At 68.5% G+C, this 17,970-nt stretch carries 17 protein-coding genes; 11 read left to right on the forward strand and 6 right to left on the reverse strand.

All coding sequences use genetic code 11. The features are described from left to right. Nucleotides 1-61: 61 nt before the first annotated feature. On the reverse strand, nucleotides 62-1,858 hold the full coding sequence (locus E6C72_RS06465; RefSeq protein ID WP_109443746.1) for an acyl-CoA dehydrogenase: 1,797 nt from the start codon (nucleotides 1,856-1,858) through the stop codon (nucleotides 62-64). A gap of 214 nt (nucleotides 1,859-2,072) precedes the next feature. Between E6C72_RS06465 and E6C72_RS06470 the strand changes: the two genes are divergently transcribed. Both E6C72_RS06470 and cobT read left to right on the forward strand, forming a co-directional pair. Then, entirely contained in the window at nucleotides 2,073-3,119 is a 1,047-nt protein-coding gene (locus E6C72_RS06470) for a transglycosylase SLT domain-containing protein (RefSeq protein WP_109443747.1), read from the forward strand. Nucleotides 3,120-3,243: 124 nt separating this feature from the next. Then, on the forward strand, nucleotides 3,244-4,269 hold the full coding sequence (gene cobT, locus E6C72_RS06475; RefSeq protein ID WP_109443748.1) for a nicotinate-nucleotide--dimethylbenzimidazole phosphoribosyltransferase: 1,026 nt from the start codon (nucleotides 3,244-3,246) through the stop codon (nucleotides 4,267-4,269). Nucleotides 4,270-4,304: 35 nt separating this feature from the next. Here cobT and E6C72_RS06480 read toward each other — a convergent pair whose 3' ends face one another. The 4 genes from E6C72_RS06480 to E6C72_RS06495 form a co-directional block, all read right to left on the reverse strand. After that, on the reverse strand, nucleotides 4,305-4,874 hold the full coding sequence (locus tag E6C72_RS06480) for a hypothetical protein (protein WP_109443749.1): 570 nt from the start codon (nucleotides 4,872-4,874) through the stop codon (nucleotides 4,305-4,307). 22 nt (nucleotides 4,875-4,896) lie between these two features. Then, on the reverse strand, nucleotides 4,897-6,045 hold the full coding sequence (gene dapE / locus E6C72_RS06485; protein WP_109443750.1) for a succinyl-diaminopimelate desuccinylase: 1,149 nt from the start codon (nucleotides 6,043-6,045) through the stop codon (nucleotides 4,897-4,899). Nucleotides 6,046-6,134: 89 nt separating this feature from the next. Next, nucleotides 6,135-6,977: a 2,3,4,5-tetrahydropyridine-2,6-dicarboxylate N-succinyltransferase gene (gene dapD / locus E6C72_RS06490; protein WP_109443751.1), complete on the reverse strand. Its 843-nt coding sequence runs from the start codon at nucleotides 6,975-6,977 to the stop codon at nucleotides 6,135-6,137. Between the two features lie 107 nt (nucleotides 6,978-7,084). Beyond that, complete coding sequence (locus tag E6C72_RS06495; RefSeq protein WP_109443752.1) at nucleotides 7,085-7,798, reverse strand: pyrimidine 5'-nucleotidase; 714 nt, start codon at nucleotides 7,796-7,798, stop codon at nucleotides 7,085-7,087. Nucleotides 7,799-8,018: 220 nt separating this feature from the next. Here E6C72_RS06495 and E6C72_RS06500 point away from each other — a divergent pair, with 220 nt between their 5' ends. The 4 genes from E6C72_RS06500 to E6C72_RS06515 all read left to right on the forward strand — a co-directional run bounded on the left by E6C72_RS06500 (nucleotide 8,019) and on the right by E6C72_RS06515 (nucleotide 12,508). Beyond that, nucleotides 8,019-9,761 carry a sensor domain-containing diguanylate cyclase gene (locus E6C72_RS06500; protein ID WP_109443753.1) on the forward strand — a complete coding sequence of 581 codons (1,743 nt, stop codon included), beginning with the start codon at nucleotides 8,019-8,021 and terminating at the stop codon, nucleotides 9,759-9,761. Continuing rightward, a complete protein-coding gene (locus tag E6C72_RS06505; protein ID WP_109443754.1) occupies nucleotides 9,758-11,065 on the forward strand; it encodes a DUF2336 domain-containing protein in 1,308 nt (435 codons plus the stop codon). The genes E6C72_RS06500 and E6C72_RS06505 overlap by 4 nt, the downstream gene beginning before the upstream one ends. Before the next feature lie 31 nt (nucleotides 11,066-11,096). Beyond that, nucleotides 11,097-11,729 (forward strand): hypothetical protein, encoded by a 633-nt coding sequence (locus E6C72_RS06510; protein WP_109443755.1) that lies wholly within the window; start codon nucleotides 11,097-11,099, stop codon nucleotides 11,727-11,729. Between the two features lie 134 nt (nucleotides 11,730-11,863). Beyond that, entirely contained in the window at nucleotides 11,864-12,508 is a 645-nt protein-coding gene (locus E6C72_RS06515) for a hypothetical protein (protein ID WP_109443756.1), read from the forward strand. A gap of 22 nt (nucleotides 12,509-12,530) precedes the next feature. Here E6C72_RS06515 and E6C72_RS32535 read toward each other — a convergent pair whose 3' ends face one another. After that, nucleotides 12,531-13,883 carry a pentapeptide repeat-containing protein gene (locus E6C72_RS32535; RefSeq protein WP_109443797.1) on the reverse strand — a complete coding sequence of 451 codons (1,353 nt, stop codon included), beginning with the start codon at nucleotides 13,881-13,883 and terminating at the stop codon, nucleotides 12,531-12,533. A gap of 333 nt (nucleotides 13,884-14,216) precedes the next feature. Here E6C72_RS32535 and ffh point away from each other — a divergent pair, with 333 nt between their 5' ends. The 5 genes from ffh (at nucleotide 14,217) to rplS (ending at nucleotide 17,884) form a co-directional block, all read left to right on the forward strand. Continuing rightward, nucleotides 14,217-15,602 (forward strand): signal recognition particle protein, encoded by a 1,386-nt coding sequence (gene ffh / locus E6C72_RS06525; protein ID WP_109443757.1) that lies wholly within the window; start codon nucleotides 14,217-14,219, stop codon nucleotides 15,600-15,602. Between the two features lie 61 nt (nucleotides 15,603-15,663). After that, nucleotides 15,664-16,020: a 30S ribosomal protein S16 gene (gene rpsP / locus E6C72_RS06530; protein ID WP_014246823.1), complete on the forward strand. Its 357-nt coding sequence runs from the start codon at nucleotides 15,664-15,666 to the stop codon at nucleotides 16,018-16,020. A gap of 42 nt (nucleotides 16,021-16,062) precedes the next feature. Further along, entirely contained in the window at nucleotides 16,063-16,641 is a 579-nt protein-coding gene (rimM, locus tag E6C72_RS06535) for a ribosome maturation factor RimM (protein WP_109443758.1), read from the forward strand. A gap of 59 nt (nucleotides 16,642-16,700) precedes the next feature. After that, entirely contained in the window at nucleotides 16,701-17,447 is a 747-nt protein-coding gene (trmD, locus tag E6C72_RS06540; RefSeq protein ID WP_247876030.1) for a tRNA (guanosine(37)-N1)-methyltransferase TrmD, read from the forward strand. A gap of 41 nt (nucleotides 17,448-17,488) precedes the next feature. Next, nucleotides 17,489-17,884, forward strand: coding sequence for a 50S ribosomal protein L19 (gene rplS / locus E6C72_RS06545; protein ID WP_012973145.1), 396 nt, complete (start codon nucleotides 17,489-17,491; stop codon nucleotides 17,882-17,884). Nucleotides 17,885-17,970: the final 86 nt, after the last annotated feature.

The following is a 17,970-nucleotide window of genomic DNA, read 5'->3' on the forward strand; positions in this document are numbered from 1 at the left end:
GAAAACCGTTTCACGGTGTTTCAAACGTTCCATCCACCCCCGCGAAACAGGGGTGCAAACCTTAGAACTGGTCCTCGCCCAGCGCCATCACCGTGTTGCGGGCGCTGGCGATGGTCGGCAGCAGGGCCGGGGCGGTCGCCAGAACCTGCTCGGCGTAGAAGCGCGCGACGATCAGCTTGGTTTCCAGGAAGGAGGCGTTAGCGCCCGGCTGGCGCAGTCCCGCCATCGCCTTCATCGCCGAGCGTGCCAGCATCCAGCCACCGGCCACCGTTCCCCACAGCTTCAGATACGCCACCGCACCGGCGGCGGCGCCTTGCAGGTCGCCCTCCGCCTGGGTCGCGACCATCCAGTCGATGGCGCGGTCCAGCGCGTCCAGCCCAGCCGACAGCTCGGTGCGGATCACCGCGAGGTCGTCGCCGGGGGCGGCATCCAACTCCTCCACCGTCGCCCGCATGTCGGCGACGAAGGCACGGGCCGCCGCCCCCTTGTCGCGGCCGGTCTTGCGGAAGGTCAGGTCGTTGCCGTGGATGCCGTTGGTGCCCTCATAGATCGGGGTGATGCGGGCGTCGCGGTAATGCTGGGCGGCCCCCGTCTCCTCGATGAAGCCCATGCCGCCATGGATCTGCACGCCGGTGGACGCCACCTCGCAGCCGATGTCGGTCGACCACGCCTTGACGATGGGGGTCAGCACATCGACCCGCGCCGTGGCCGCGGCGCGCACCGCCGGATCCTCGTGATGGCGGGAGATGTCCAGCTGGGTGCCGGCATAGAGCGCCAGCGCGCGGGCGGCTTCCGTCTTGGCGCGCATGTCCAGCAGCATGCGGCGGACGTCCGGATGCTTGATGATGGCGACGCCGGAGCCCTTGGGATCGGCCAGATCCTTGCTCTGCACGCGGCTCTTCGCGTAGTCGCGGGCCTGCTGGTAGGCGCGTTCGGCGATCGCGACGCCCTGGATGCCGACGCCGAGCCGGGCGTTGTTCATCATCGTGAACATGTATTCGATGCCGCGGTTCTCCTCGCCGACGAGGTAGCCGATGGCGCCCTCGTCGTCGCCATAGGCCATGACGGCGGTCGGGCTGGCCATGATGCCCAGCTTGTGCTCCAGGCTGGCGCAACGCAGGTCGTTGCGCTGGCCCGGCGTGCCGTCGGGGTTGGGCAGGTACTTCGGCACGATGAACAGGCTGATGCCCTTGATGCCGGCCGGGGCGTCGGGCAGGCGGGCCAGCACCAGATGGACGATGTTCTCCGTCAGGTCATGCTCGCCATAGGTGATGAAGATCTTCTGGCCGGTGATGCGATAGCTGCCGTCGCCGGCCCGCACCGCCCTGGTCCGCACCGCGGCGAGGTCGCTGCCCGCCTGCGGCTCGGTCAGGTTCATCGTCCCGGTCCATTCGCCGGAGATCATCTTCGACAGATAGACCGCCTTCTGCTCGTCGCTCGCATGCTCGGTCAGCAGGTCGACGGCACCCTGGGTCAGCAGCGGGCACAGGCCGAAGGACAGGTTGGCGGCCTGCCACATCTCGTTGACCGCGAAGGCGACCGTCCAGGGCAGGCCCTGCCCGCCATAGTCCGGCTCGAAGGGCAGGCTGTTCCAGCCGGCTTGCGCGAACTGGCCGTAGGCGTCCTTCCAGCCGGTGGCGGTGCGGACGACGCCGTTCTCCAGCTTCGCCCCTTCCTTGTCGCCGACCCGGTTCAGCGGGGCGAGCACGCCGGAGGCGAATTTGCCGGCCTCCTCCAGGATGGCATCGACCAGATCGGGGGCGGCGCTGTCGCAATGGGGCAGGGCGGCGATGGCGTCGAGGCCGACCACCTCGTTCAGGACGAAGCGCAGATCGTCGACCGGAGCGGTGTAGGTCATGGCGGAACGGACCTCCCAGGGTCTTGGTTTTGATTTACCTATACGTCAACATACAGCATCGGATGGCACTTGGCGAGAGGGCGGGTTGCCGCGTCCATCCCCGTTCCTCAAGGCTAGGCCGGCTGCGGGGGCTCATCAACCGTCCTGCCGACTGGCACGGCGTCTGCATAGGAGAGGCTGCCTCCCATCGGGGCCTTCACACGGGGATCGACCCATGACCTACGCTTCCGCCCTCGGCAATCCCAGCAACGCCGCCACCCAGGCCGCCAATGCGTCGCGTGGCCCGGCCACCGTGGAGGCCGCCGTGCGCAATGCCAGCGCGAAGACGGGGGTCGATTTTTCCTACCTCATGGAAAAAGCTGCCGTGGAGAGCGGATACCGCACGGACGTAAAGTCCTCCTCCTCCTCGGCGACGGGGCTCTACCAGTTCATCGACAGCACATGGTTGCAGACGATGAAGGACCATGGCGCCGACCATGGCTATGGCAAATACGCCAACGCCATCCAGACCCGCAGCGACGGCCGGCCCTATGTCTCCGACCCGGAGATGAAGAAGGAGATCCTGGATCTGCGCAAGGATCCGACCGCGTCGGCCCTGATGGCCGCGGAATACACCCGCGACAACAAGGAGTATCTGGAGGAGACGGTCGACGGCAAGATCGGCTCGACCGAGCTGTACATGGCCCATTTCCTGGGCGCCGGCGGTGCCTCGAAATTCCTGAACGCGATGCAGGAGAATCCCAACCGCACCGCCCGCGACGTCTTCCCCGACGCCGCCGCCGCCAACAAGAACGTCTTCTACGACAAGTCCACCGGCAAGGCGAAGTCGCTGAAGGAGATCTACGACCGCTTCGCCTCGAAGTTTTCGGAGAACCCGATGGCAAACTTCGCCCCGGCCCAGGTGGCGAACGACGCGGTGCGCAAGCAGGACATGCCTGACGGCTTCACCACCCAGGTGCCGATGGCCCCGGCCAAGGCGCTGAACGGCACGCCGCTGTCGATCTACCAGGTGCTGGCATTGAACGCTCTGGAGACGCCGGACGAGGTCGACAGCGTCAGCGGCCGTCCGGCCCGCCTGCGCGACAAGGAACATCGCCGCATGCGCGACGAGCCGGTGCGCACCGACCAGTCGTCTGGTACCGGCGTCGCGGTGGGCTTCGGGCTGGGGCTGGGCCGGATCGTCGGTTCCGAGTCGGCGACGCCGGTCGCCTCGGCCACCGCGGGTGCTGCCGGAACGCAGGCGGTCTCCAAGGCGGCGTGAGGCCAACGGGAGAAGAGTCGGCCTGGCGGGTAAGGGGCAAAATGCCCTACGCTGGCGCTTTGACTTGAGGACCGGATGGGTGCAAGGTCGCGCCGTTTTTGGCGCTCACCCCTCAGGACCGATCATGAGCAACCAGCAGCCCGCCGTCACCTTCGAGGAAATCCGCGCGCTCGTGCGCAACCTGCCCGGCCCCGACCTGGAGGCCGGCACCGCGGCCCTCCAGCGCGAACGGCAGCTGACCAAGCCGGCCGGTTCGCTCGGCCGGCTGGAGGAGATCGCGCAGTGGATGGCGACCTGGCAGGGCCAGCACCCGGCCGAGGCGCGCCGCCCGCGCGTCGCCGTCTTCGCCGGCAACCATGGCGTCGCCGCCCGCGGCGTCTCGGCCTATCCGGCCGAGGTGACGGTGCAGATGGTCGCCAACTTCCAGAATGGCGGGGCGGCGGTCAACCAGCTCTGCGAGGTCGCCGACGCCGACCTGCGCGTCTATGAGCTGGACCTGGAGAACCCGACCGCCGATTTCACCCAGGGCCCGGCCATGGGCGAAGAGGAATGCTGCCGCACCATGGCCTACGGCATGATGGCGGTGGAGATGGGCGTCCAGCTGCTGGCACTCGGCGAGATGGGCATCGCCAACTCGACCTCGGCGGCGGCGCTCTGCCTCGCGCTGTTCGGCGGCGAGGCGGCCGACTGGACCGGCCGCGGCACCGGCATCGACGACGAGGGTCTCGCCCGCAAGATCGCCGCGGTGGAGGCTGGCGTCGCCGCCAACCCGCAGGCCAAGGACGACCCGTTCGAGGCGCTGCGCTGCCTGGGCGGCTACGAGTTCGCCGCGATCGCCGGCGCCATCCTGGCCGCCCGCGTCGCCCGCGTTCCGATCCTGCTCGACGGCTTCGCCTGCACCGCCGCCGCCGCCGTGCTCTACAAGGCCGACCGCCGCGCGCTCGACCACTGCATGGTCGCCCACCGCTCGGTCGAGCCGGGTCACACCCGCCTGATGCAGGCCATCGGCAAGGAGCCGCTGCTCGATCTCGGCATGCGGTTGGGGGAAGGGTCAGGTGCTGCGCTGGCGATCAACATCGTCAAATCGGCCGTCGCCTGCCACGCCGGCATGGCGACCTTCGCCGAGGCGGGCGTCAGCACGCAGGGGTGATGGGGCGCGGGGTGTCGTGAGGGCTTTCCTGGCCCTCACAGCATCCCGTCCGCCAGATCGCTGATCGCCGCCGACAGGAACAGGTCCAGCATCACCAGTGCCGCGGCGGCCAGACCCGACAGCGACAGGGCGGTGCGCAGGACGAACCACTGGTAGGTCAGCATCGCCATCATCACGCCGAAGACCAGCGCTTCGGACACGCCGGACGGCAGCAGGCCGGTGGCGGACAGCAGGATGGCCGGCAGATAGATCGCCATCTGCACCACCGCCGACCAGTTGTAGGCGGTCAAGGCACCGGGATAGAGCTGCTCCTTGCCCAGAAGCGAAGCGACGCGGAACAGGGCGAGCGGGAAGGCGGTCCAGCTGACGACATAGGCGATGCCCTCGACCGTCACCAGTTGCAGGACCGGGGTGCCGTCCAGTTGATCCCACAGCCGGATCGCCAGCAGCAGCGCATAGGCCGGCAGAACCACCAGCGCGGCGTAGAAGGAGTTCAGCGCGCCATCCGGTGTGCGGTCGAAGAACTCCATCCCCGTCCGGTCGAAGCGGGCCAGCCGCCAGGCGCCGGTCAGGGCGGACAGGATGGCGGGGGTGGTCAGCGGCATATTGGCGTCCCGGTCAGGCTCGTCACCCGGCAAGGCGCGTGAAGACGCCCTTCAGGATCGACTCGTAGATGGCGGTCAGCTGACGCAGATCCTCCACCGGGCAATATTCGTCCACCTTGTGCATGGTCTGGCCGACCAGCCCGAACTCAACCACCGGGCAGACATTCTTGATGAAGCGGGCGTCCGAGGTGCCGCCGGTGGTCGAATAGTCCGGTCGGCGCCCGGTCACCCCCTCCACCGCCTCTGCCACCAGCTCGGTCAGCGGACCGGGCGGGGTGACGAAGCTGTCGCCGGAGCAGTAGACCTCCAGCTCATAGGCGCCGCCGATGGCGTCGAAGCTGCGGCGCAGCCACGCCTCGATGCTTTCCGGGGTGTGGGCGTCGTTGAAGCGGATGTTGAAGGTCGCCTTGCCCTGGGCCGGGATGACGTTGGTCGCCGTGTTGTCGACGTCGATGGTGGTCAGCGCCAGGGTGGAGGGCTGGAAATGCGCCGTGCCCCCGTCCATCGGGTGTTCGGTGATGGCGGCCAGCATGCGGACCAGCCGCGGCAGCGGGTTGTCGGCCAGATGGGGATAGGCGACATGGCCTTGCGCGCCGAAAACGGTCAGGAAGCCGGTCAGGCTGCCGCGCCGGCCGATCTTGATCATGTCGCCCAGCGCCTTGGGGTTGGTCGGCTCGCCGACCACGCAGGCGTCGATGCGCTCGCCGCGCTCGGCCAGCCAGTCCAGAACCTTGCGGGTGCCGTTGATCGCCACCCCTTCCTCGTCGCCGGTGATCAGCAGGCTGATCGAGCCGGCGGGCGGCCCGTCCTGCAACCGGCGCGACACGGCGGCGACGAAGGCGGCGATGGCGCCCTTCATGTCGACCGCACCGCGGCCGAACAGGCGCCCGCCCATCACCTCGCCGGCGAAGGGATCGACCGTCCAGCCGCGGTCGCCCGGCGGCACCACGTCGGTATGGCCGGCGAAGCAGAAGTTCGGCCCCTCGGTGCCGAGCCGGGCATAGAGGTTCTCCACCGGCTCGGTCCCCTCCTGCTGGAAGCGCAGGCGGTGGCAGGTGAAGCCCATCGGCGTCAGCGCCGCCTCCAGCACGCCCAGCGCGCCGTCGTCGCGCGGCGTGACGCTGGGGCAGCGGATCAGATCCTGGGCGAGGGCGACGGGGTCGATGGTCATGGGAGGTCCGGGTTCGCAAGTCATGGTCCCGCTCCACCGTCCACCCGAAACCGGTTTCGAGCGGACGGTGGAGTGGGCTTAGAAGCGGATCAATCCCGCAGCAGGTCGTTGATCGCGGTCTTGGACCGGGTCTTCTCGTCGACGCGCTTGATGATGACGCAGCAGTACAGGCTCGGGCCTGGGGTGCCGTCGGGCAGCGGCTTGCCGGGCAGCGAGCCGGGCACGACGACCGAATAGGCCGGGACGCGGCCCATGAAGACCTCGCCGGTGTGGCGGTCGATGATCTTGGTCGAGGCGCCGATATAGCAGCCCATGGAGATGACAGCACCTTCCTCGACGATCACGCCTTCGACGATCTCCGACCGGGCGCCGATGAAGCAGTTGTCCTCAATGATGACCGGATCGGCCTGCAAGGGCTCCAGCACGCCGCCGATGCCGACGCCGCCCGACAGATGGACGTTCTTGCCGATCTGGGCGCAGGAGCCGACGGTGACCCAGGTGTCGACCATGGTCCCGCTGTCGACGTAGGCGCCGACATTGACGAAGCTCGGCATCAGGATGACGCCGGGGGCCACGTAGGACGACTTGCGGGCGATGGCGCCGGGCAGGGCGCGGAAACCGGCGTTCTGGAACTGGCCTTCGCTCCAGCCCTCGAACTTCGGCGGAACCTTGTCGTACCAGGAGGAGCCGCCGGGGCCGCCGGGGATCATCTCGTTGGCGTTCAGGCGGAAGGACAGCAGAACCGCCTTCTTCAGCCACTGGTTGACCTTCCAGCCGTCCGCCGTCTTCTCGGCGACGCGCAGGTCACCGGCGTCAAGCGCGTCCAGCGCCGCGTTCACGGCGTCGCGGACGGGGCCGGTGGTGGCGGTGGTGAGATCGGCGCGGTTTTCCCAGGCGGCGTCGATGGTGGCTTGCAGGCTGGCGTGGCTCATGGCGCGGTCGTTCTGCTGTCGATTGTCAAGGGACGGCACCATGAAGCCGCATCGCGCCCGCTGTCAACCGTACCCGCGGCCGGCAACGGCCGGTTTGCGACAGAACCCTACAGGCCGGCGACCGCGGCCAGCCAGGAGGGCAGGTCGTCGACGGTGTGGTCGATGTGGACCCCGGCGCCGACGCCGGCCTTCTCGTACTCCTTCTCGCCACGGACCCAGACGGTGGTCATGCCCAGCGCATGGGCGGGGGCGAGGTTGCGGGCGATGTCCTCCACCATGCAGGCGTCGGTCGGGTCGACCCCGTGGCGCTCCACCAGCGTGGCATAGGGGCGGGGATCGGGCTTCGGCACGAAGCCGCCGGCGGCGATGTCGAACACAGCGTCGAACCGGTCGAGGATGCCGAGCCGGCCGGCGACATTCTCGGCATGACGGACCGAGCCGTTGGTGTAGATGATCTTGCGGCCGGGGAGGCGTTCCAGCGCATTGGCCAGCAGGGCGGAGGGCTGGACGCCGGTCACGTCGATGTCGTGGACATAGTCCATGTAGGCGACCGGATCGACGTCATGCTCCGTCATCAGGCCGCGCAACGTGGTGCCGTATTCGCGGAAGAACTGCTTCTGCCGCACCCGCGCCTCGTCCATGCCGATGTTGAAATGGGCGGCGATGAACTCGTTGATCCGGCGGTCGACCTGGGAGAACAGGTCACAGGACGCCGGATAGAGCGTGTTGTCGAGGTCGAAGATCCACACGGCGCGGTCGCGCAGGGCGGAGAGGGGATCGGGGCCGGATGCCGGTGCGGCGGGGGAGGTCGGGACAGTCATTCCCCAAGAATGGGGCCGCCGCGGGCCGGCCGCAAGACGCTTCACAAGGTCGCAGCCGCCATGCCGCCCTTCGGCCGGGCCATCGCCATGAGGAGTCTCCCGCCTCGTTGGTTGATTGAAGATTAACCCCTAAAGGGGTAGCATGGCCGGACCTTGCTATGGTTTGCAGCTTAAGGTTTTTTCCTCCGCCCGCCTTGATGATTGCCCCACTGGGATCGCCGTGGACCTTCTTCTGACCACCGGTACCTCCGCCTCCGCATCCGCCCTCACCGGCGGCCAGACCGGCCCTGTGACGCTGGTCGCGCTGTATCCCGGTCCTGCCCTGCGGCTTGATTCGGCGCTGGCCGTCGCCGAGGCGAATGCCGAAGCGGAAGACATGATGGACAGCGACCCGCGCTGGCTGCCGGAGCTGCGCAACTGGCTGTCTGCCTCCAGCGTGGCGCCGGGACTGCGGTCGGTGCCGGTGGAATCCCTGCGCGGGATCATGATCGTCGAATGGGCCGGCGTGCCGCTGCCCGACGGCGGGTTCCTGCTGCTGGGCCGTGACGACACGCTGGAACGGCAGCTGCGCCACACGCTGACCGAATCGCGGCGTCGCTACAAGGATCTGGTCGAGGTCTCCTCCGACTTCGCCTGGGAGACGGGGCCGGACGGAAGCTTCGTCTTCGTCAGCCACAAGGGCGCGCTCGGTTATCCGGCGGACGCGCTGATCGGCCGTGACCCGCGCAGCTTGGCGTTGGAGGACGCGGAAGACCTGCCGATGCCCTTCGACTGCCGCCGTGCCGTCGACCAGACCGAGCTTTGGCTGAAGAGCGCCGACGGCACGCCGGCCTGCGTCGTCGCCTCCGCCCTGCCGCTGTTCGGGCCGCAGGGCGACTGGATTGGCGCCCGTGGTGTCTGCCGCGACGTGACCGAACAGGTGCTGCGCTCCAACGAGCTGGCGCGCATCCGGAACCGCGAACGGCTGCTGGGCCACATCGTCCACACCCTGCGCGACCGCCTCGACGCCGCGGAGGCGCTGGCCGTCGCCGCCGCCGAGACGGCGCGGGCGCTCAGCGCGGACGGCTGCCGCATCTACCGGGCGGAGGAGGGGGGCGGTGCCGGCGGCAATGGGGGCGGGCGTGTCTCGCTGTCGCTGGTTGCGGAATTCGGCGCGGAACTGCCGGAGGTCGGGGCCGCTCTGCTCGACCGCATCGCCAGGGGCGAAGGGTTGATCGCCGACCGGCTGGGCGACGTCCAACTGATCGGCGAGCGGACGGAGTACCGGCAGGCGGCGAACGGTGCGCTGCTGGTCTGGCGCACCGGCGATTCTGAGCCCTGGGACGACGACGACCGCCATCTGATGTCGGGTGTGGCCGACCATATCGGTATCGCGCACGCCCATCTCGCCTATCAGGAGCGGCTGCGCCGCCTGTCGGAGCGCGACGGGCTGACCGGGCTGTTCAATCGCCGCACCTTCTTCGAGCGGCTGGAGGAGTCGATCTCCCGGCCGGACAGCGGTCCGTCGGCCCTGCTCTATGTCGACCTCGACAATTTCAAGGCGGTCAACGACCTGCACGGCCACCAGCAGGGCGACGCGGTGCTGAAGGCGATCGGCACGCTGCTGACCACCGGGGTGCGGCCGGGCGACCTGCCGGGCCGGCTGGGCGGCGACGAGTTCGTGCTGTGGCTGGGCCGTACCGACGAGTCGAAGGCCCGCATCGTCGCCGAACGGCTGCTGAACGGCATGCGCGATCTGGCGCATTTGTCGGCCAGCCCCGAGAAGCCGCTGGGCCTGTCGATCGGCATCGCCGTTCACATTCCCGGGCGCGGCGAATCGGTTCGGGAGTTGACCGACCGCGCCGATGCCGCCATGTACGACGCCAAGAAGAGCGGCAAGGGCCATTACGCCCTCGCCCCCGCCCATCAGGCGGCATCCCGGATGTCTTCACCCGACGTTTCCGCCGCGGAGCCCACCCCTTGACCCCGCCTGCCAATCCGCGCCCCGAGGCCCTCGACCCTGCCGACTACGAATCCGCCAAACGGATGGTGCAGAGCGAGGATCCGGCGGTCCGCCGGAAGGTTGCCGAACATCCCAAGACCCGCCCGGAGCTGCTGTATTTCCTTGCCGCCGACGCCGCGGCCGAGGTGCGGCGCGCCATCGCCACCAATGCGGGAACTCCGCGGCAGGCCGATCTGCTGCTGGCCAAGGACCGCGAGGTCATGGTGCGGCACGCGGTTGCCCAGAAAATCGCCCGCCTGTTGCCGGAACTGTCGGCCGACCAGGCGACGCAGATCGAGCGGCTGACGGTGGAATGCCTGGAAACGCTGGCGCGCGATCAGGCGACCGAGGTGCGCGGCATCCTGGCCGAGGCGCTGAAGGATCTGCCCAACGCTCCGCACGGCGTCATCAACCGGCTGGCCCGCGACGTCGAGCTGTCGGTCTGCGCCCCCGTGCTGCAGCATTCGCCGATCCTCACCGAGGAGGATCTGACCGACATCATCATGAAGGGGCCGGTGCGCGGCGCGATGACCGCCATCGCCAGCCGGCAGAACGTCACGGCGTCGGTCGCCGACGCCATCGCGCGCTCGGACGACGAGGCGGCGGTGACGGCCCTGCTCGGCAACCCGTCGGCCCAGATTCGCGAAGAGACCCTCGATCGCATTCTCGATCAGGCGCCGCAGCACGAGCCCTGGCATTCGCCGTTGGTCCGCCGTCCGCGGTTGCCGGCGCGCGCGGTGGCGCGGCTGGCCAGCTTCGTCGCCGACAACCTGCTGAAGGTTTTGCAGGACCGCGACGACCTCGACCCTGTGGCCGCGCGCGGTCTGGTCGAGGCGGTGCGCCAGCGGGTGGGACAGGCGGCGGCCGGTCCGGTCGATTTCGGCGAGGAGGCGGTCGGCAGCGCCGCCGCCGGTCCGGAAAAGCCGGTGGAGCGTCCCGGCGACAAGGCGGCGCGCCTGAACAAGGAAGGCAAGCTGACCGAGAAGCTGATCGAGGGATCGATGGTGGAGGGCGACCGGGCCTTTGTCATGGCGGCGCTGGCGGAGCTGTCGCAAATCCCGCTGCCGGTGGTGGACCGCATCGTCGCCACCCATGCACCGCGTGCCGTGACCGCGCTGGTCTGGCGTGCCGGCCTGACCATGCGCTTCGCCCGGCAGGTCCAGTTGCGGCTCGCCCAGATTCCGCCAAAAACGGCGCTTAATGCTCGCGATGGCACGCACTATCCGATGACCGACGAAGAGATGCGCTGGCAGCTCGAATTCTTCGGCGTCGAGGCGAAGGCGTGACGTTTCCAACCGTTTCCAGGTTCTCCCAGGCATGCGTGTCGCCTTCCTCGCCTTCTTCGTCGTCCTGATCGCCGCCGCCACCAGCTTCGCCGCCCCGCCGCGCGAAACGCCGGAGGAGCGCGAGGTCGCCGCGACCTTCGACGCCGCCCGCAGCGCGCTGGCCGAAAAGCGTGGATCGGCGGTGATCCCGCTGCTGACCCGCAATTCGGTCAAGACGCTGGAGGCGGTGCGCGATGCCGCCCGTCAGCCGGGCGATGCGCCGGTCCAGCGGCTGGAGCCGGCGGAGCGCTTCGCCGCCATGGGGCTGCGCCGCTATCTCGGCCCGGCGGAGCTGCGCCGCATGTCGGTCGGCGACATCGCCAACCACGCGTTGAAGGCCGGCTGGCTCGGCCCCAACGTCATTTCCCGCAGCTCGCTGGGTCCGGTGCGGGTGAAGGGCGACCGGGCGTCGGGCCTGCTGATGGTCGACAACCGGCCGGCGCTGGTGCCGGCGGACTTCGTGCGCGAGGGCGGGGCGTGGCGCATCGACCTCGCCAGCGTCTTTACCTTCGGCAGCCAGATGCTGAAGGGTTTCGCCGCCATGTCCGGCAAGGACGAGACCGCCTACATCGGCGAACTGCTCGACCGGCTGCCGGCCAAGCCCGGAGCGCTGAAGGCGCAGTGAGGCGGAAGCGGACAGGCCGTCCGCCCTTCGTCCTGTCGCCCGCGCCCATCCGCGTGATTGCGGCGACTCCATCGATTGCGTAGACTCCCGCCCGCTTCCACCAAGTGTTGGCGCAGACGATGACCGCAGTGGGGATGACCGCACCGGAAGGGATCCGTCCCTCGCCGCCAGCCGGCCGCACCGTGCCCTGTGGCGCCCGGTTCCGGGCTGCCGTGCTGGCGCTTGCCGCCGCGCGTGGCATCGGGGTGCCGATGCTCGTGGCGGCCGCCCTGCTGCTGGTGCCGGAGGGGGCCGCCGATCCGGGGGGGCGCGACTCCGACGGGGACGCGCTGCTGGAGGTCGGGGAAACCGACGCCGGCGACGACAGGATCCGCGGGGCACTGGCCGCCGCCCTGGCGCTGGCCGATCCCGGCGCCCGCATCCTGCCGGGCGAGGATGTCCGCAAGCTGGAGGCCGCGGTGGAGACGCTGGGCTATCGCAACAAGACGCTGGCCCATGCGCTGCAACGGCTGTCCTTCCAGCCGCTCGACGGCCGCATCACACAGGTGCGCGATGCCGCCCAGCTGTTCGGCTTCGTCAATGAATGGTGCTTCGACGAGGATCAGGTGCGGCGGCGCTTTCGTGAACTGGCGCCGGTCTATCACCCCGACACCGGCATCGTCGCCTGCCGGGAGCGCATGGGCCAGCTGATCGACGCCCGCAATCTGCTGGTCCACCATGTCCGCAGTGTCTACGGTTCCGGCGACTGGATGGCGCGGCGCGGCGGGCCTTCCGCTTAGCTCGGCAATTCAACCGGCCATCTCAGACGGCCAGCCCGATCGCCTCCTCGACGATCGCCTGATCCATCGTGGCGCCGTCCAGCAGCGCTCCGGTCAGATCGGCGCCGGTCAGGTCGGCCTCGCTGAGGTCGGCGCCGGTCAGGTCTGCACCGGCCAGATTGGCGCCGGAAAGGTTGGCCTTGCGCAGATCCGCCTTGCACAGCAGTGCCATGCCCAGCCGGGCCCGCTGAAGGTTGGCGCGCCAGACATGGCCGCTCATGGTCTGGATATGGACGGGACCGAGCTGGGCGCCCGTCAGGTTGGCGCCGGTCAGGGTGGCGCGTTCGAAATTGACGCCACGCAGATCGGCCTTAGACAGGTCGGCCTTGCGCAGGTCCGCCAGCGACATGTCGGCGATCGCCATGGCGGCACCTGACAGGTTGGCGCCGCGCAACGCGATGCATTGCAGGATCGCCGCCGACAGGTTGATGCCGTCCAGCTTGCGTCCCGACAGGTCCAGCGCCGACAGGTCGGCGCGCTTGCCGGTCTTGCCGCCGCTGTCGATCCAGGTCAGATGCTCCATCAGCATCTCGCGCAGGTCGTCCTCCGGATTCTCCAGCGTCTTGGCCAGCACCGCCGCCTGGAGGTTGGGAGAGCGCATCTGTGCCGCGTCCAGGATGGCGCCGATCAGGGTGGCGCCGCTGAAATTGGTGCGGTTGATGGCGCAGCCGGTCATGACCGCCCCGGACAGGCGGGCGCCGGACAGGTTCGCCTCCGTCAGGTCGGCGTCGGTCAGATCGCAGCCGGTCAGGTTGGACCCGGTCAGGTTGGCCCGCATGAACTTGGTGCCGCGCAGGATGGCGTCGGTCAGGTCGGTCTGCATGACGAAGGCGTTGGCGACCTTGGCCCGCGACAGGTCGGCACCACGGATCGTCGCCGCCGTCAACTCCGACGTCAGGACCGAGTCCTCGTAATCATGGGCGTACATCTCGCCGCTGGAATCGTAATGCAGCAGCGTGCCGTCGCGCAGATCGACCTCCACCAGCGTCGCCTCGCTCAGCACCGCGCCGCGCAGGCAGGCGCCGCGCAGGTCGGCCCGGCGCAGGTCGGCCTTCTCCAGATTGGCAAGGCGCAGGTCAGCGGCATAGAGGTTGGCGTTGGCGAGGTTGGCGCCGGTCAGCCGGGCGCTGAACAGCTTGGCCCCCGACAGGTCGGCGTCGGACAGGTCGATGCCGGAGAGGTCGAGATGCGACAGGTCGCGCATCTTCAGGTTGGCGCGCACGCCGCCGGGCTGACTCTTTCGGAACGCCTGGTGCCGCAACAGGATCGCATTCAGCTGGCTCTGGGTCAGCTTGGTGCGCGGACTGTTGGAGCCAAAGCCCTGGGCGGACGACATCGCCGGCATACCTTCTCTATTTGGAAACCCATAATCCGAAAGAGTCGCCAAAAATTGGTTAAGCAGTGACGGTTTGTGACAAGGTTGCGACCGATAACCGTGGACGGACAAGGCAGACCTTCGGCCGGTCGGAAAATGCCGCTTGCGATGGTTGACTCATCCTGCCGGCTTCTCTATGGTCCGCCGACCTGTCTTCCGCAAAGCCGATAGACCGGGTACCCCGGCCCGACGCCGGGTATCTCCGCCAGTCCGCGATATTCGCGCACTGGCGCTTTCGTGCTTGTGCGGGTGGCGGCCCTGACGCTGGACCCGGAACTGGGGAACGAGTATCGCATGTTCGAAGGCCTGACCGGACGCCTGGGCGACATCTTCGACAAGCTGCGCCGTCGTGGTGCGCTGAGCGAGGAGGATGTCTCCGCTGCACTGCGCGAAGTTCGCGTGGCGTTGCTGGAGGCTGACGTCGCCCTGCCCGTCGTCAAGCAGTTCGTCACCCAGGTGAAGGAACGGGCCGTCGGGCAGGAGGTGCTGAAGTCGGTCACCCCCGGCCAGCAGGTCATCAAGATCGTCCACGACAACCTCGTGGAGATGCTGGGCGAAGGCTCCGAGATCAACCTGAACGCCGCCGCCCCGGTGCCGATCCTGATGGTCGGCCTGCAGGGCTCGGGCAAGACCACCAGCACCGCCAAGATCGCGCTGCGCCTGAAGACGAAGGACCGCAAGAAGGTCCTGATGGCCTCGCTGGACGTCCGCCGTCCGGCCGCCCAGGAGCAGCTGAAGGTTCTCGGCGAGCAGACCGGCGTCGCCACCCTGCCGATCGTGCCGGGCCAGGACCCGGTCGCCATCGCCAGGCGCGCCATCGAGACCGGCCGTCTCGAAGGCTACGACGTCGTCATGCTCGACACCGCCGGCCGCCTCGCCATCGACGAGGAGCTGATGGCGGAGGTCGCGGCGGTCCGCGACGCGACCAGGCCGGTGGAAACGCTGCTGGTCGCCGACGCGATGACTGGCCAGGACGCTGTCACCGTCGCCACCAACTTCAACGACAAGGTCGGTATCACCGGCATCGTGCTGACCCGCATCGACGGCGACGCGCGCGGCGGTGCCGCCCTGTCGATGCGCCAGATCACCGGCAAGCCGATCAAGCTGCTGGGCGTCGGCGAGAAGATCGACGCGCTGGAGCCCTTCCACCCCGACCGCATCGCCGGCCGTATCCTCGGCATGGGCGACGTGGTGTCGCTGGTGGAGAAGGCCGTCGAGACCATCGACAAGGACGAGGCCGAAAAGCTCGCCCGCAAGATGGAGAAGGGCCAGGGCTTCGACCTCGACGATATGGCGATGCAGCTGAAGCAGCTCCGCAAGATGGGCGGCATGTCCGGCCTGATGGGGATGCTGCCGGGCATCGGCAAGATCAAGGACCAGCTGAAGGACGCCAACGTCGACGACGGGATGATCAAGCGCCAGGAGGCGATCATCTCCTCGATGACCAAGGCGGAACGCAAGAACCCCGACATCATCAAGGCTTCGCGCCGCAAGCGCATCGCCGCCGGTTCCGGCACTTCGGTGCAGGAGGTCAACAAGCTGCTGAAGCAGTTCGAGACCATGCGCGGAATGATGAAGCAGGTGCAGAAGCTTGGGAAGAAGGGGATGCTGCGCGGCGGCCTCGGAAACCTGCTGCCGAAGGGACTCGGCGGCTTTGGCGGTAAGGGGCCTTTCGGCTGACCTGACCGCCTCTCGAAATCACCTGATACCTGTTTGACTTGAGAAGAGAAAGTTTCGACCAATGGCTCTGAAGATTCGTCTGGCTCGCGGTGGTGCGAAGAAGCGTCCGTTCTACTCGATCGTCATCGCGGACGCCCGCAGCCCGCGTGACGGCCGCTTCATCGAGAAGATCGGCACCTACAACCCGATGCTGCCGCGCGAGCATGAGCAGCGCATCATCCTGAACGCCGAGCGCGCCAAGCATTGGCTGTCGGTCGGCGCCCAGCCGACGGACCGCGTGGTCCTCTTCCTGGCCAATGCCGGCCTGGTCGAGAAGCCCGCTGTCCGCGAGACCCCGAAGAAGTCGGCTCCGAAGGCCAAGGCGCAGGAGCGTCTGAAGGCCGAGGCCGCCGCTGCCGCTGCCGCCGCTGAAGCCTAAGGTCCGGGTTGAGGTCGTGACGACGTGCCGGGTGCTCCTTCGATGACCGCCAAAATCTGTGTCGGCCAGTTCGCGGGATCGCACGGCGTGCGGGGGCTGGTGAAGCTGCGCAGCTTCACCGCCGAACCCGCCGACATCATGACCTATGGCCCGCTGTCGGACGAAGCCGGCGCCCGCCGGTTCACGGTGACGCTCCAGGGCATGGTCAAGGACAACTTCCTGGCCAAGGTCGATGGAGTGACCAGCCGCGAACAGGCGCAGGCCCTGGCAGGTGTGCGGCTGTATGTCGACCGCGGCGCCCTGCCGGCGACGGAGGACGAGGACGAGTTCTACCATGCCGACCTGATCGGCCTGCGTGCGGAACTCGCCGACGGAACCGTCTACGGCACGGTGAAGGCGATATACGACTTCGGGGCCGGAGACGTGCTGGAGGTCAGGACCGCCGGTGGGCCGCTGGAGATGCTTCCCTTCTCCAAGGCCTGCGTGCCGGTTGTCGATGTCAAGGGCGGCCGCATCGTCGTCGATCTTCCGTCCGTGATCGAAGCCCGCGAGGGCTCCGGTGACGAGGACGGGGACGAGAGGGAAGAGGGCGGGGACCGACGCGGGGAGGAGGGGCCGTGAATCACGGCGCCGACGGTCCGCGGGTCTGGACGGCCAAGGTTCTGACGCTGTTCCCGGAAATGTTTCCGGGGCCGCTCGGCCACTCGCTGGCCGGCAAGGCGTTGGAAAATGGAGTCTGGGCGCTGGAATCGGTGGACATTCGCTCGTTCGCGCGCGATAAACACCGCTCCGTCGACGACACCCCCTTCGGCGGAGGGGCCGGCATGGTCATGCGGCCCGATGTGCTGGACGCGGCTTTGACCGCGACGGCGGGACCTGTGGGGGCACCGGGACGCGGCCGGGCGATCTATCTGTCGCCTCGCGGACGGGTGCTGGACCAGGAACTGGTCAAGGAGTTGGCCGCCACCCCGGTGGTGACGCTGCTCTGCGGCCGGTACGAAGGGGTGGACCAGCGGGTCCTCGATGCGCACGGCCTCGAAGAGGTCAGCCTCGGGGATTTCGTGCTGTCCGGCGGGGAACTCGCCGCGCTCAGCCTGATGGATGCCGTGGTGCGCTTGCTCCCCGGTGTCATGGGCAACGTGGAGACGGCGGGCGAAGAGAGTTTCGAACGGGGGTTGCTCGAATACCCCCACTACACCCGGCCGGCGGTCTGGGCCGATGGGCAGGGTGTGGAGCGCGCGGTGCCGGAGGTTCTGCTCTCCGGTCACCATGGAAAGGTCAAGGCCTGGCGGCTGGCCGAGGCGGAGAAGATCACGGAGGCCCGACGGCCGGACCTGTGGTCGCTCTACCAGGCAAGCCGTCCGGCAGAAACTGTTACGAACAAGGGTCGACGGCAGGCTCGCCGGCGCGACCCGAAACCGGAGTGACGGTCCGCCGCGAGGCGCGCCGATAGAAAAGGGGTAGTGCTATGAACCTGTTGCAGCAGCTCGAGCAGGAGCAGATCGAGAAGGCCCTCGGTGGCAAGACGATCCCGGAGTTCTCCTCGGGCGATACCGTCCGCGTGAACGTGAAGGTCGTCGAAGGCACGCGCGAGCGCGTCCAGGCCTATGAGGGCGTCGTGATCGCCCGCAAGAACGCCGGGCTGAACAGCTCCTTCACCGTTCGCAAGATCAGCTACGGCGAGGGCGTGGAGCGCGTGTTCCCGCTGTACTCCCCGCGCATCGACTCGATCGAGCTGGTCCGCAAGGGCGCCGTCCGTCGCGCCAAGCTGTACTATCTGCGCGATCTGCGCGGCAAGGCCGCCCGCATCGCCGAGCGCACCACCGGCCGCGGCATGGTCAACGGCCGCCGGGCTGCCGAGTAAGGCACCTACCGGTTCGGTCCAGGTTCATAGGTTCGGCGCCCGGCCACCCGGCCGGGCGTCTTCTTCCCGTCACCATCAGCAAAGCT

The sequence above is a fragment of the Azospirillum sp. TSH100 genome (genome assembly GCF_004923295.1).
Lineage (GTDB): Bacteria > Pseudomonadota > Alphaproteobacteria > Azospirillales > Azospirillaceae > Azospirillum.